This is a genomic window from Rhodospirillales bacterium, from assembly GCA_023898805.1.
GTDB lineage: Bacteria > Pseudomonadota > Alphaproteobacteria > Micavibrionales > UBA1664 > UBA6145.
This window is the reverse complement of sequence record CP060260.1, coordinates 1,845,844-1,860,544: the sequence shown is the minus strand read 5'-3', so window position 1 is coordinate 1,860,544 and position 14,701 is coordinate 1,845,844. Positions and strand designations below refer to the sequence as shown.

The window sequence follows — 14,701 nt, the reverse complement described above, 5'->3', positions numbered from 1 at the left end:
GCCGTCATGGATTCACACGATACCGTTTCGGCCGCTGGGGAAAGCGGCGAAGACGCGCATAAGGCACGGGCACAGCCGGCCCTGCCCGTCCCTCGCGTCCAGCAGCATACGCCGGATACCGGCTTTTTCATGCGTATGATGCGCTTCCTGTTCGGGTCGCAGAAGGACCGCGCGTTCAAGGAAGCGATCGCCGAAGTCATTTCCGAGGACCATATCGACGCCGAGGCGGAAAAAACCGCCCTGCACCAAAGGCTGCTGATCTCCAACGTCCTCAAGCTCAAGGACATGCGCGCCTTCGACGTCATGGTGCCGCGCGCCGACATCGTGGGGATCGAGGTCAATACGCCGGCGGAGGACGTGCTTGCGCTGCTTTCACAACGCCAGTTTTCACGCCTGCCGGTTTACCGCGATACGCTGGACGACGTCATCGGCACGGTCCACATCAAGGACATCCTGTCCAAAACCATGACTGGCGAACCCATGGTCATCGCCGAGATGGTGCGCGACGTGCCCGTCATCTCGCCCGCCATGCCGGTGCTGGACCTGTTGCTGATGATGAAGCAGCAGCGCCGCCATATGGCGCTGGTGGTCGACGAATACGGCGGCATCGACGGGCTGGTCACCATCAATGACATCGTCGAAACCATCGTCGGCGAAATCGACGACGAATATTACACCGGCGAGGACGACGGCGAATTGATGGAAAAATCCGACGGCAGCATCATCGCCGACGGGCGCGTTGACCTTGAAACCTTCGAGCAGCGTTTCGGCCGCGTCCTTTCGGAGGACGAGCGCGAACATATCGACACGCTGGCCGGGCTGGTGGCCAAGCTGGCCGGCCGCGTGCCCGCGCGCGGCGAGGTACTGACCCATCCCGCCGGCCTGGAATTCGAGGTGTTGGACGCCGATCCGCGGCGCATCCACCGCCTGCGCATCCGCCATGTCGCTATGACGACAAGCGAACCGGAAAAGGCGCGCGCATGAACGTTCCGCCCCGCCTTGTCCGCGCGGCGGACTGGATATTGAATCACCCCAAACTGTCCGTGACCGTCGCCGGCGCAATGGCGGCCTATGCCATGGCGCCGTTTTATATCTGGCCGCTGATGATGCTGGCGCTGTGCGTGTATGTCCTTGCGATGGCACGGATCACCAGCCCGTGGCGCGGGGCGTGGACGACCTTTTTTTTCGGCATGGGTTTTTTCACCTTCGGGCTGTGGTGGATCGTCAACGCGCTGATGATGGACATCCGTCAGTATTGGTGGGCGCTTGGGTTTTCCATTCTCGGCCTGCCGGTGCTTTTATCGCTGCTGTGGTTCGTCGCGGGCTGGCTTGCGGTGCGGCTCACCCCGCCGGGTGGCCTTGCACGCGCCGTCGCCACGCTTACCCTTCTGATGGCGGCGGAATACGGCCGCGCGTTCAACCTGAGCGGTTTTCCGTGGAACCTGTTCGGCTATATGTGGGCGGACGTGCCCGCGCTGATGCAAAGCGCGGCGATCGGCGGCGCGTATTACGTGACCTTCATGACCAGCCTGTGGATGGCATTGCCCGCCCTTTTGTGGCTGGCGCGCCCGTCGCGGCGGCGGCAGGTTGTCATCGCCGTCATCGGGATCGGCAGTTTCGCCGCTTCCTTCGCCTGGGGTGCGTGGCGGCTGGCGGAACATCCAGCTACGCCGCGCGAGGATACGGCCGTGGTCATCGTCCAGCCCAACATCACGCCTGACGAAAAATGGCGCCCCGAAGACGCGGTCGAGCATTTCAAAACGCATATCGACCTGACCCGCGACGGCCTGAGCGAGCTTGACCAGCATCAACCTCCCTTCATGGACGTGGCGGTGGTATGGCCGGAAACCGCGCTGGACGAACAGATGGTCATGGGCGTGCCGGAGGTGCCGAAACTGCTGGTCGAAACGCTGCGCGGACATCCCTATCGCGCGGCGATGGTCACCGGGCTGTGGCGCGAGGACGGGACCGATTCACTCAACCAGCCGAATTACTACAACTCGGTGGGCGATATTTCGCTGGTGGGCGGCAAGCTCAATCTGGACGACGTCTATAACAAGCACCATCTGGTGCCGTTCGGGGAATACATCCCGCTTGAACAGACCCTGCACATGAAACCGATTGTCGGTTTTGCCGGATTCAAATGGGGCACCGGGCCGAAGGTGCTGCAATCCCCGGTCGTGCCGCCGGTCGCGCCGATGATCTGTTTCGAGGCGATCTTTCCGTGGTACGGCAAAAGCGAGGGCGCACAATGGCTGGTCAACACGTCCAATGACGGGTGGTATGGCGACACCGCCGGGCCGTACCAGCATCTGGCGATGACCCGTTTCCGCGCGGTCGAACAGGGCAAGCCCGTGATTCGTAGCGCCACCACAGGCATTTCGGCGGTCATCGGTCCGTATGGACGGGTTTTAAGGTCCGTTGCCTTCAACCACGCGGGGTATATCGCCCTAGCGCTTCCGGATTATATAAAAGGCGGCACCTTATATACATATTGGGGGGAAACGCCGTTTTTTGCCCTTCTTGCGGCAGGATTGATCGTTGCCGCTTTTCTGCGCTTGCGAAACGATTCAACGAATAGTTGACAAGCGCCACAAAATTTCCATATTTTCACATTTCACGCACTTGTATGTAGAAAACCCGGCCTGTATGGGTGTAGGGTATGATTCAAATTCTTTTATTACGTGAATAGCTGATGATTAAGAGCATGAGAAAAACCAAAGAAAGCGCAGGCACCCGGGACAAGGTCTTTGGTTCCCGTCTGCGCCAACGGCGGACGTTTTTAGGATACTCGCAGCAAACGCTGGGCGAGGCCGTCGGCATGACCTTCCAGCAGATCCAGAAATACGAGCACGGCACCAACAAGATCAGCGCCGCGCGGCTGGTCGATTTTTCCCGCGTACTGAACGTACCGATCAGCTATTTCTATGCCGGGCTGGGCGATATCGGGGAAAAGACGCCGCGGGCGCTTGCCGTTTCCGATGTGTCGCAGGCCAGCCTTGATGATGATCCGATCCTGAAAAAAGAAAGCACGCAGCTTTTAAAATACTATTACAAAATCAAGGATGAAGCGCTGCGCAAGAGCGTACAGAAACTGGTCCGCCAGATGGCCGAGCAAAGCACGTCCGCGAAAAAATAACCCCCCTGCCCGCCGCTTCCCGGCACATACTGCGGCGGTTTTGCTTGACCCCGCTTTTCAAAACTGGTCTGGTGACCGGGCTTAGATATCCTGAAACCTGCAAAGAAGAGTGCACCATGATGGCTCAGCCTAAAATCATGAATGACCAGCCCATGCAGCAAAGCTGCGAACTGAAAGATTACACCTTCGCCTCGGAATCCGTCGCAGAAGGCCACCCCGACAAAGTCTGTGACCGTGTATCCGATGCCGTGGTCGACCTGTTTCTGGCCGCCGACCCGCAAGCGCGCGTTGCGTGCGAAACGCTGGCCACCACCGACACGCTGATCATCGCCGGCGAATGCCGCGGCCCCGCCACCATCACAGCTGAAAAAATTATAGAAACCGCGCGCGAAGCCGTACGCGAAATCGGGTACGAACAAAAGGGCTTCCACTGGAAGACGATGAACGTGCAATGCCTGCTGCACCAGCAGTCGGCGGACATCGCACAAGGCGTCGACGCCGCGGGCAACAAGGACGAAGGCGCCGGCGACCAGGGCATCATGTTCGGGTACGCCTGCCGCGAAACCGACGAACTGATGCCCGCCCCGATCCTGTATTCGCACAAGATCCTGCGCCGCATGGCCGAAGACCGGCATAACGGGAAACTTCAGGACAAGCTTGGTCCCGACGCAAAATCGCAAGTCAGTCTTGAATACCGCGACGGGAAACCGGTGCGCGCGACCTCGGTCGTCGTTTCGACCCAGCATGCCGAAAACCTGTCGCAAAGCGACGTGCGCGAAATCGTGCGTCCTTACGTGATGGAAGTCCTGCCCGAAGGGTTCATGTGCGACGAGGCGGAATTCTACGTCAACCCGACCGGACGCTTTGTCATCGGCGGGCCTGACGGGGATTGCGGCCTGACCGGGCGCAAGATCATCGTCGACACTTATGGCGGCGCCGCACCGCACGGCGGCGGCGCGTTTTCGGGCAAGGATCCCACAAAGGTCGATCGTTCGGCCGCCTATGCCGCGCGCTATCTGGCCAAGAATATCGTCGCCGCCGGGTTCGCCGACCGCTGCACCATCCAACTGTCCTATGCGATCGGCGTGTCCAAGCCACTGTCGATTTACGTCAATACGCACGGCACGGGCGAGGTCGACGAACAGGCACTGGTCGCGGCCATTGGCAAGACCATGGACCTTTCGCCCCGCGGTATCCGTACGCACTTGGCCCTCAACCGTCCTATTTACAAAAAGACGTCGTCTTACGGGCATTTCGGCCGTCAACCGGAAGCGGACGGCAGTTTCTCGTGGGAAAAGACGGATCTGGTCGAAGCCTTGAAAAAGGCGCTTTGACCCGCGAACGGACCCTGTTCCACGGACGGCGCAAGGCCCGGCCCATCAGGGCCGGGCGGCAAGACGCCATGGATGCGGTCCTGCCGAAAATCCAGATCACGCATGATCAACTGGATTCCGGCCTGCGCCGAGGGGATGAGAGCGTTTCAGGTTTCAGGGAAACATGGCTGGAAATCGGGTTCGGCAACGGCGACGCGCTGGCGGCGTGGCACCGGGCGCATCCCGATATCGGGTTCATCGGTTGCGAGCCGTTCATCAATGGCGTTTCAAACCTGTGCAAGCTGGTCGCGGAAGACGATCTTTCCAATCTGCGTATCTGGAACGATGTCGCGCAACCGCTGATCGACGCGCTGCCCGATGTGTCCATCGACCGCATCTATCTGCTTAATCCGGACCCATGGCCCAAAAAGCGCCATGCCAAGCGGCGCTTCATCCAACAGGAATCTTTAAGCGCCCTCGCCCGCATTCTCAAACCCGGCGGCGTCCTGACCATGACCACCGACCACGCGGCGCTGGCGGAATGGATGGGCGCGCACGCCGACGCCCACCCCGCTTTTCAGGGCAGCGCCAGCCATACGCCGCCCGAAGGCTGGCTGCCGACGCGGTACGAAGGCAAGGGCCGCGATGCGGGCCGTCGCCAAGTCTATTTGACCTGCCGCAAAATCTGATACCCTTGTGGTTTGTATGTCCATTTCGGGGGAAGCATGATCGATATGACCACCGCGCCGTTCGCGCATCTGCTGATCAATTTCCTGTTGTCGATCGGGGTCGGCCTGACGATCGGGATCGAGCGCACGGTCAACAACCGCGAAGACTGGAAAATGGCGGGCTTGCGCGACTTCATCTTGGTCGCGGCGCTGTCCTTCGTCGCCAGCCTGTATTACGAGGAAGCCCCGTTCGCGTGGATGGGATCCTTCGTTACCGTCATCCTGTTTACCGTGGCCGTGTTCGTCATCCGCAACCTGCAGGTCGAGGAGCGCACCATCGGCATGACCACGCTTTTGGCCCTGCCCTTTACCTTCATGGTCGCGGGGTTGCCGAATTTCGGGGCACCTTACTGGACCATCGCCACCATCGTGTTCGTGGTGTTGCTGGTTTTGGGCATGAAGGTGCGCTTTTATCAATTCGTCAGCACCATCGACAAGGCCGAGGTCATCGACTTTGCCATCCTGATCGGCATCGCGATCAGCATTACGCCGCTGATCCCCGGCGAGGCGAAACTGCCCATTCCCCTGATCGATTTCGCGGACGGGATGGCCGAGGTGACGTATCGCTACGTCAGTTTCTCGTCGCTGTGGAACGTGGTCGTGATGGTCAGCCTGATGAGCTTTACTGCCCATTTCGTGACCAAATACGTGCGCGGGAAAAACGCGCTTTTGATCGCGTCGTTCCTGGGCGGGCTTGTGTCCTCGCTTGCCACGATGACCATGCTTTTGCGTTCGAACGCGGACCGGGACGCGGGGGCAGAACTTAACCGCCGCCAGATATTCCTTGCCTTCGCTGCGGCCAGCACCGGTGCGATCGCCCGCGCCATCCTGATTTTGCGCGTCACCGTGGGCGGCGAGATGTTTTCGCCTTTCTCATTTCCGTTGATCTCCATTCTGGTGCTGTTCATGTCGATCACCGGCTATGTCTTCGCCGCGCAGGCGAATACGGAACAAACCCTGCGTCTGGCGCCACGCGCCTTGCCGCTGAGTTTTATTTTACGCTTTTCGCTTACGCTGGCCGGGTTGATCATCGCGATGACCATGATCAAGTTCTACCTTGGGCCAGAGGCGCTGATCCCCGCGTCGTTCCTTTCGGGTATCGCTTCCTCCGGTGCGGCCGTATCGTCGATCGGCGCGGCGATGATGCAGCGGGGCGGCGTCGATCCATGGATCGCCGGACTTGCCATCATCGGCACCATCATCGGCAGCCTGTACGCAAAATATATGGTGATTTCGCGCCATATCGGGTTTAACCGCAGCGCGCTGTTCCTGCTGCCCTTGTTCGGGCTGGCGGCAGTGGGGCTGATCACGCTGTGGATTTCGCTGAACAGCCCGGTTTAAGAATTATCTTGCCAACACGGCAAGAAAGGCCTACATATCCGTCATCCTGAAAGTTTAAAACTTTATCGGGTGGGTCCCTAACAAGACCCGCCTTTTTTGTTTGCCACTTTGTTTGCCGCATGGACCACAGAGCAAAAAAGACATTGCAAGACCCCGAAGGCAGGTTCGCCCATTTCATCGAACCCGTCGCGGCGGCGCATGCCTGCCGTCTGGTGCAGGTGCGCATCGGCGGGTCACAGGCCGGGTCCGGCAACGCGCTTGAGGTGTTCGTCGAAACGCTGGACGGCAGCCCGCTGTCCATGGATTCCTGCGCTAAAATCAGCCGCGAGGTTTCGACCCTGCTGGACGTCGAAAACCCGATGGGCGGCGCCTATCGCCTTGAGGTCGGCTCGCCGGGGCTGGACCGTCCCCTGACCGCCCTTGCCGATTTCATGCGGTTTCAGGGTTATGAGGTCAAACTGGAATTCAAACGCCCGCTTTCGGACGGGCAAAAGCGTATGCGCGCGCGCATTCTTGCCGTGAACGACAAAGGTTTTTCGGTCGAAGATGACCAGAAAAGGCATTTCGAGCTTGAGATGGGCGACATCGCATCGGCCCGCCTTATTGCCTCGGAAGAGTTGATCCGGGCTGTTCAAAAAGGGCAGTTCCCGAAACCCGTCATTACCACACACCCTATGGAGGCATAGAAAAAAATGGAAATCCTGCACGTTGCCGACACGGTCGCCCGTGACAAGCACATCGATCGCGAAATCGTCATTCAGGCGATGGAGGAAGCGATTCAGAAAGCCGGTCGTACAAAATACGGCTATGACCAGGACATTCGCGCCACGATCGACCGCAAGACCGGCGCGATCAGCATGAAGCGTTATCGCACCGTGGTCGAGACCATCGAGAACGAAGGCGCGGAACTGACACTGCCGCAGGCCAAGCGCATCAAGCCGGACGTGCAGATCGGCGACCAGTTGATCGACGACCTGCCGGCCATCGATTTCGGGCGCATCGCCGCACAGACCGCCAAGCAGGTCATCATCCAGAAAGTCCGCGACGCCGAACGCGAACAGCAATACGAAGAATTCAAGGACCGCGTGGGCGAGATCGTTTCAGGCATCGTCAAACGCGTCGAATACGGCAACGTGACCATCGACATGGGCAAGGGCGAGGCCGTCTTGCGCCGCGACGAATGCATCCCGCGCGAGCATTTCAAGCCGAACGACCGCGTGCGTTGCTATATCTACGACGTGCGCAAGGAACTGCGCGGGCCGCAAGTGTTCATGTCGCGCACCCATCCGGGTTTCATGGCCGCGCTGTTCAAACAGGAAGTGCCGGAAATCTATGACGGCGTGATCGAGATCAAGGCCGTGGCCCGTGACCCGGGTTCCCGCGCCAAGATCGCCGTGTACACCCGCGACAACTCCATCGACCCGGTGGGCGCTTGCGTGGGGATGCGCGGGAGCCGCGTGCAGGCCGTGGTCGGCGAATTGCAGGGCGAAAAAATCGACATCGTGCCTTGGTCGCCGGATATCGCGACCTTCATCGTCAACGCGCTGGCCCCGGCGGAAGTCGCCAAGGTCGTGCTGGACGAGGAAGAAGGGCGTATTGACGTCGTCGTTCCCGACGAGCAACTTTCGCTTGCGATCGGCCGCAGGGGGCAGAATGTGCGTCTGGCGTCGATGCTCACGGGCCTCGACATCGACATCCTGACCGAGGCCGAAGAATCGGAGCGCCGGGCCGAGGAAACCAAAACCCGCACCGCCCTGTTCATGCAGGCCCTCGACGTCGACGACGTCATTGCGCATCTGCTGGTGGCCGAAGGCTTCAAAAAGGTCGAGGAACTGGCGGAATCCGAACTGGGCGAGCTGGTTTCGATCGAAGGGTTCGACGAGGACGTGGCCGCGGAACTGCAATCCCGCGCCAGAAACTGGCTGGAGGCCAAGGCCCGCGAATTCGCAGCCAAGCAAAAATCGCTGGGCATCGCGGACGACATCATCGGCTTTGAAGGGCTGGACTTTGATTCGATCGTCAAGCTGGCGGAAGCCGGCGTGAAATCGAAAAACGACCTTGCCGATCTGGCCGGGGACGAACTGGTCGAGATTCTGGGCAGCGAAAAGATGAACGAGGCGCAAGCCAACCGCATCATCATGGCGGCCCGCGCCGAGTGGTTCGAAGCCGAGGACGCGGCGGCTGCTGAAGCGGCCGAAGCAGCGGCTGACGAGGCCGCAGCCTGATTTAAAAAATAGTTTTTCCTGCCCGCCCCTGCCCGGGGTGGGCGGGAAAAGCGGTCAAATACTTTGCGTTTGCAGCATAACGGTATATAAGTTTGGCGAATTTCGGCCAAAAGGACGAGAATGGGCACGGACGGAAAAGACAAAAACAAGCTGACGCTTTCGGGCAAAAAGACCTTGTCCCTGAAGGGCAATGTCGCGTCGAACATCGGCACCAGCGGCACCAGCGCAGGACAGGTACGGCAAAGCTTTTCCGGCGGCCGCACCAAGGCGGTGGCGGTCGAAGTGCGACGTCAGCGCGGCGGCACCGAGCGTACCAACGATGATGCGTCGGCCCGCAATCTGTCGGATGCCGAACGCGAACGTCGCGCCCGCGTCCTGCAGGAGGCCTTGCAAAACAAGGACGCCCAGCCCAAGGCGCCCGCCGCCGACCCGGCCGAGATCGGCCCCGCGGCGATGGAGCCGGTACGCACCGCGCGCGAAAAAGAGCTTGAAGAACTGCAACGCATCCGCGCGGCGGAACTGGAACAGGCGCAAAGCATCGAGCGCACCCGTCAGGACGCCAGCAGCAAACGGCTTGAGGCCGCGTCGAAAATCGTGCGCACACAAAGCCGCGCGCACGGCGACCATTTGCATCCGGGCGTTAGCAGCGGTGACGAAGGCGCCGCGACATCCTATCGCGACCGGCTGCGTAATACCGATCGCCGCAACGACAACGACACCCGCCGTTCGCGCGAGGAAGAGTGGCGCGCGCAAAACCGGATGACGGTGACGCAGGCGCTGGGCACCGATTTCGAAGGGGATACGGGCGGAAGATCCCTCGCCTCCGTGCGCCGCGCGCGCATGAAAAACAAAAACAAGAGCATGGAGCTCGATCCGGGCAAGAAGCAGGTGCGCGAGGTCGTCCTGCCGGAAGCCATCACGGTTCAGGAACTTGCCAACCGCATGGCGGAACGATCGGGCAATGTCATCAAATCGCTGATGAAAATGGGCGTGATGGCCACGGTCAACCAGACCATCGACGCGGATACCGCGGAACTGATCATCATCGAATTCGGGCACACGGTGAAACGCGTGACCGAGGCCGACGTCGAAACCGGCATCGAAGGCGCGGAGGATACCGACGCCAACCTGCTGCCGCGCCCGCCCGTCGTCACCATCATGGGACATGTCGACCACGGCAAGACATCGCTTCTGGACGCGCTGCGCTCGGCCAACGTGGTCGCGGGCGAAGCCGGCGGCATCACCCAGCATATCGGCGCATATCAAGTCACCGCGCCCTCGGGCAAAAAAATCACCTTCCTTGACACGCCGGGCCACGCGGCCTTTAGCGAAATGCGCGCGCGCGGCGCCAACATCACCGACATCGTCGTGCTGGTGGTCGCGGCCAATGACGGCGTGATGCCGCAGACGATTGAGGCGATCAACCACGCCAAGGCGGCAGGTGTGCCGATGATCGTCGCGATCAACAAGATCGACCTGCAGGATGCCAACCCGACGCGCGTCAAGCAGGACCTGTTGCAGCATGAAGTCATCGTCGAGGATATGGGCGGTGAAACCCAAGTCGTCGAAGTGTCGGCGAAGCAGAAAAAAGGCCTCGACACCCTTCTGGAGTCCATTCTTTTGCAGGCCGAGGTGCTGGACCTCAAGGCCAACCCCAACCGCCACGCGGTGGGCACGGTCGTCGAATCGCGCATGGAAACCGGGCGCGGCTCGGTCGCCACCGTGCTGATCGACAAGGGCACACTGAACGCCGGCGATATTTTCGTTTCTGGTTCCGAATGGGGCCGCGTGCGCGTCATGCTCGACGATCAGGGCAAAGCCATCAAAACCGCCATCCCCGGCCAGCCGGTCGAGGTGATGGGATTGAACGGCACGCCGGACGCGGGCGACGATTTCGTCGTCGTCGAATCCGAAGCCAAGGCGCGCGACATTTCGGAATACCGTACCAAGAAAAAGCGCGACCAGCAGGCGCAAGGCCGCGCGCAGACGATGGAACAACTGTTCGCGTCGGCCAAGCAGGGCGACAAGGTCACCCTGCCCGTCATCATCAAGGGCGACGTGCACGGCTCGGTCGAGGCGATCATCGGGTCGCTGCGCAAGATCGATGAAGACAACGAGGACCTGGCGATCACCGTCATCCATTCGGGCGTCGGCGGCATCACGGAAAGCGACGTGTCGCTGGCCTCAGGCTCCAAGGCCATGGTCATCGGCTTCAACGTGCGGGCCAACGCGCAGGCACGCGATCTGGCCACGCGCAACGGTGTGGACATGCGCTATTACTCGATCATCTACAACGTGATCGACGACGTGAAGGCGTTGATGGGCGGGATGCTTAGCCCCAATATCCGCGAGGAATTCATCGGCAACGCCGAGATCAGGGAAGTCTTCAACATCACCAAGGTCGGCAAGATCGCCGGTTGCGTGGTCACGCAGGGCTTCGTCAAACGCGGGGCCAAGGTGCGCCTGCTGCGCGACGACGTCGTCATTCACGAAGGAAAGCTCAAGACCCTCAAACGCTTCAAGGACGAGGTCAAAGAGGTCAAGGAAGGCACCGAGTGTGGGATGGCGTTCGAGAATTACGAGGACATCCGCCCCGGCGACACGATCGAATGTTTCGACGTCATCGCCGAACAGCGCAGCGTGGCGTAAACCATAGCCCGAGCTAAACCGCAGGGAATTTATATGCGCAAGCTATTTCAATCCATAGCCCGGCGAGTGTCGTGGCATCAGGTCCGCGAATTCGGAGTTCAGTTTCCTTCGGGAACACAGGCCGATGTCGCTTTTCTTCTTGGTAAGACCAGCCCTGAGAACGCGCAGGTTTTTGAGAGGTTCCTAGCGGACGCTTTCAATAAGAAACTGGATTTTTTTGATTTTCAATTCAGGGGCATGCACCTCGCCATGATCTTCAGGGATGCACAAACATCACCATGCGGCGCTTTGCGGCGCGGCAGGTTCCGTTCCACCCGCACTTTCGGCAGCGGCCATGGATTGAAGATGACAGGTCAGACATGAAGCGGCAACGCAAACAACCAGCAGGACAAAGGCAGTTGCGCGTGGGCGAAGAAATGCGCCACGTCATTTCCGCATCGCTTCAGCATGGCGGGTTCGACGACCCGGCGCTGATGCAATCAAGCCTGATCACGGTGACCGAGGTGCGGATCGCGCCTGATTTGAAAAACGCGACCGTCTATGTCATGCCGCTGGGCGGACGGCGGATCGCGGAAACGCTGGCCGCGCTTAACGCCAATGCCTTCGCCTTCCAGCGCGATATCGCGCGGCAGATGAAGATGAAATTCACCCCGCGCCTGAATTTCAAAGCCGATGAAAGTTTCGACGAGGCGGACAAGATCGAGCGCATCATCCAGCAGATTCATGACGAATCTTAAAGCGCCGCGAAGCGATTCAGACAATGCCTGGATTGCCGCGCTCCTTTCGGTCGATCGCAATGGCGGATAAAATATGGCGAAGCATAAAAAAATAAAGCTCGACGGCTGGATCAACCTGAACAAGCCCGCGGGCATCGGATCGACGCCCGCGTTGGGTGCGGTCAAGCGGTGCCTGCGGCCCGAAAAAGCCGGGCATGGCGGTACGCTGGACCCGTTGGCCAGCGGCGTCCTGCCCATCGCGCTGGGCGAGGCGACCAAGACCGTCGCCTATGCCATGGATGCCGACAAGGACTATGATTTCACGATTACATGGGGCGAAAACCGCAGCACCGAGGACGCGGAGGGCGCGGTCACGGCAACCAGCGACGTGCGCCCCGACGCAACGCAAATCGAAGCCGCCCTGCCCGCCTTTATCGGACAAATAAGCCAGATACCGCCCCAGTATTCCGCCGTCAAAATCGACGGAAAGCGCGCCTACGATCTGGCCCGCGCGGGTGAAACCGCCGATATAAAGCCCCGGGACGTCACCATTTTCGACCTGCGGCTTGTCGAATCCGCACCCGATTTCGCCCGGTTCCACGTGGTTTGCGGCAAGGGCACCTATGTACGCGCGCTGGCGCGCGATCTGGCCGCGCATCTGGGCGCGTGCGGCTATGTCAGCCGCCTGATCCGCACACGGGTCGGACCGTTCCGGCTGGATGCCGCGATTCCGCTGGACTTTTTTACCCAAGGGGGTGTAGAACCCCCGGCAGAGGGCTTGCTTATGCCCGTCCAAACCGTGCTGGACGACATCCCGGCACTGGCGGTTGACGCGGCGGAGGCAGCCCGGCTTCGGCAAGGTATGTTCCTGAATTTTATATCCAGGGGTCATGCCGCCCGCCTGCCAGACGACCCGACCGGTCCCATCCTTGCCGTTAATAACGGACAGGCGGTGGCCATGGTCCGGTACGAGGCGGGCACGGTCAAACCGGAGCGTGTTTTCAACCTCTAAATCAAGGAGATGACGATGTCGAATAATGCCGCCACCAAGGCGAAACTGATCAAGGATTACCAGCGCGACACCAAAGACACGGGCAGCCCCGAAGTCCAGATCGCCATTCTTTCGGCCCGCATCGCGGAGTTGACCGAGCACATGAAGATCCACAAGAAGGACCTGTCCTCGCGCCGCGGCCTTTTGAAACTGGTGTCGAACCGTCGCACGCTGCTCGACTATCTTCGCGCCAAGAACGAAGGCAAATATAACGAGATCGTCAAAAGCCTCGGCCTGCGCGGCTAATCCGTATCAAACCCCGCCGCATCGTTGCCGCGGGGTTTTTTCGTTTCAGGAATATATATTATGTCCACTTTTTCCAATGCTTTTGCCCTTGCCGCCGGCATCGGCGCCCTGCTCGGCCTGTATGGCTGCACCGAAAAACGTCCTGCCACGCCTCACACCGCGACCAGCCGCGCCGAACTTAAACAAATGCGCGGGAAGACGTTACACGGGCGGGCCGTCGTCTATGACGGCGACACGCTGCGCCTATTCACCGCCTTTCCGCAAAAGCCCCTTCGCGTACGCATATGGGGGATCGACGCGCCAGAATTGAAACAGCGTTGCGGCGCGGTGGCCTGCGGGGAAATCGCCAGGCAGCGTATGAATGCGATCATCGCGGACCAGCCCGTGTCATGTCAGGTCAAGGATGTCGATCGCTATAAACGTCTTGTCGCGCAATGTTTCGCGCAATCGGTCGATATCGGCCGCGCGCTGGTGCAGGCTGGCCTGGCCGTCGATTACGCGCAATTCAGTCATGGCGCTTATGCATCCGACGAAATAACCGCGCGGACCAACGGCGCAGGCGTGTGGGGCATGGCGAATTTCGAAGAGCCAACGCACTGGCGCATATGCAACCTGCCGCAGCGGGGGCGCGCGCGTCCCGCCACATGCGATCTGCCCTAAAACTGCACAACCTTTGATTGAATTTTTACTTTTTGTATACCGACTGAATGATACTATATCCGGGTGAGAATCCATGCCCGTATGATCGGCTTTATCGGTATCCTGTACCTGCTTTTGCCGATTCTTCTTTTGGTTGCATCCATTTTCCTATATTCCAGCACAGCGCCCGCAGGCACCGTTCTAAACGGCCATGCGCAGGTGCATGATGGGGACACCATCCGTATCGGGCAGGCCAGTATCAGGCTTTGGGGCATCGACGCAGCGGAGTTGAAACAGCGCTGCGGCGGCACCCCTTGCGGAGAGCAGGCGCGCGCGGCACTGGCCGCCATCATCGATGGTCGCGTCGTCACCTGCTTTCCACACGGGAAAAGTTATCGCCGCATCGTCGCCAGATGCAGCGTGGACGGCATGGATCTTGGGTCCGCGATGGCGCGTGCGGGCATGGCATTCGATTATGCACGATACAGTCATGGCGCTTATGCGGATGACGAGCGCGCGGCGCACGAATCCCGCGCGGGGCTGTGGGCCGATGGAAGCGAACCCATCGAAGAACCGGCGCACTGGCGCGCGTGCAACCTGCCGCAGCGGCGACACAACCGTCCGGCGGATTGCCTTGATCAATCCCGTGGATGA

The 14,701-nt window shown here is 60.2% G+C and carries 15 protein-coding genes; all 15 read left to right on the top strand.

Annotated features, from left to right (window positions below; translation table 11 throughout):
* Positions 1-6: 6 nt before the first annotated feature.
* The 15 genes from H6866_09240 (at position 7) to H6866_09170 (ending at position 14,701) form a co-directional block, all read left to right on the top strand.
* Entirely contained in the window at positions 7-984 is a 978-nt protein-coding gene (locus tag H6866_09240) for an HlyC/CorC family transporter (GenBank protein USO07578.1), read from the top strand.
* The gene (lnt, locus tag H6866_09235) at positions 981-2,585 is read left to right on the top strand and encodes an apolipoprotein N-acyltransferase (GenBank protein ID USO07577.1); all 1,605 of its coding nucleotides are present in this window, start codon (positions 981-983) and stop codon (positions 2,583-2,585) included. Before H6866_09240 ends, lnt begins: the two co-directional genes overlap by 4 nt.
* Positions 2,586-2,707: 122 nt before the next feature.
* Positions 2,708-3,139, top strand: coding sequence for a helix-turn-helix transcriptional regulator (locus tag H6866_09230; GenBank protein ID USO07576.1), 432 nt, complete (start codon positions 2,708-2,710; stop codon positions 3,137-3,139).
* 152 nt (positions 3,140-3,291) lie between these two features.
* Positions 3,292-4,473 (top strand): methionine adenosyltransferase, encoded by a 1,182-nt coding sequence (locus H6866_09225; protein USO08650.1) that lies wholly within the window; start codon positions 3,292-3,294, stop codon positions 4,471-4,473.
* The gene (gene trmB, locus H6866_09220) at positions 4,428-5,141 is read left to right on the top strand and encodes a tRNA (guanosine(46)-N7)-methyltransferase TrmB (GenBank protein USO07575.1); all 714 of its coding nucleotides are present in this window, start codon (positions 4,428-4,430) and stop codon (positions 5,139-5,141) included. The genes H6866_09225 and trmB overlap by 46 nt, the downstream gene beginning before the upstream one ends.
* 36 nt (positions 5,142-5,177) lie before the next feature.
* Positions 5,178-6,521: a DUF4010 domain-containing protein gene (locus tag H6866_09215; protein USO07574.1), complete on the top strand. Its 1,344-nt coding sequence runs from the start codon at positions 5,178-5,180 to the stop codon at positions 6,519-6,521.
* Positions 6,522-6,640: 119 nt separating this feature from the next.
* Positions 6,641-7,207, top strand: a complete 567-nt coding sequence (locus H6866_09210; protein USO07573.1) for a ribosome maturation factor RimP — start codon at positions 6,641-6,643, stop codon at positions 7,205-7,207.
* Positions 7,208-7,213: 6 nt separating this feature from the next.
* Positions 7,214-8,746 (top strand): transcription termination/antitermination protein NusA, encoded by a 1,533-nt coding sequence (gene nusA / locus H6866_09205; protein ID USO07572.1) that lies wholly within the window; start codon positions 7,214-7,216, stop codon positions 8,744-8,746.
* Positions 8,747-8,866: 120 nt separating this feature from the next.
* Positions 8,867-11,395, top strand: a complete 2,529-nt coding sequence (infB, locus tag H6866_09200) for a translation initiation factor IF-2 (protein USO07571.1) — start codon at positions 8,867-8,869, stop codon at positions 11,393-11,395.
* A gap of 33 nt (positions 11,396-11,428) precedes the next feature.
* Positions 11,429-11,758, top strand: coding sequence for a hypothetical protein (locus H6866_09195; GenBank protein ID USO07570.1), 330 nt, complete (start codon positions 11,429-11,431; stop codon positions 11,756-11,758).
* On the top strand, positions 11,755-12,132 hold the full coding sequence (gene rbfA / locus H6866_09190) for a 30S ribosome-binding factor RbfA (GenBank protein USO07569.1): 378 nt from the start codon (positions 11,755-11,757) through the stop codon (positions 12,130-12,132). The genes H6866_09195 and rbfA overlap by 4 nt, the downstream gene beginning before the upstream one ends.
* 73 nt (positions 12,133-12,205) lie before the next feature.
* A complete protein-coding gene (truB, locus tag H6866_09185) occupies positions 12,206-13,123 on the top strand; it encodes a tRNA pseudouridine(55) synthase TruB (protein ID USO07568.1) in 918 nt (305 codons plus the stop codon).
* A 15-nt stretch (positions 13,124-13,138) separates the two neighbouring features.
* Positions 13,139-13,408, top strand: a complete 270-nt coding sequence (rpsO, locus tag H6866_09180; protein ID USO07567.1) for a 30S ribosomal protein S15 — start codon at positions 13,139-13,141, stop codon at positions 13,406-13,408.
* A gap of 60 nt (positions 13,409-13,468) precedes the next feature.
* Positions 13,469-14,068 carry a thermonuclease family protein gene (locus H6866_09175; GenBank protein ID USO07566.1) on the top strand — a complete coding sequence of 200 codons (600 nt, stop codon included), beginning with the start codon at positions 13,469-13,471 and terminating at the stop codon, positions 14,066-14,068.
* 81 nt (positions 14,069-14,149) lie between these two features.
* Complete coding sequence (locus H6866_09170; protein USO07565.1) at positions 14,150-14,701, top strand: thermonuclease family protein; 552 nt, start codon at positions 14,150-14,152, stop codon at positions 14,699-14,701.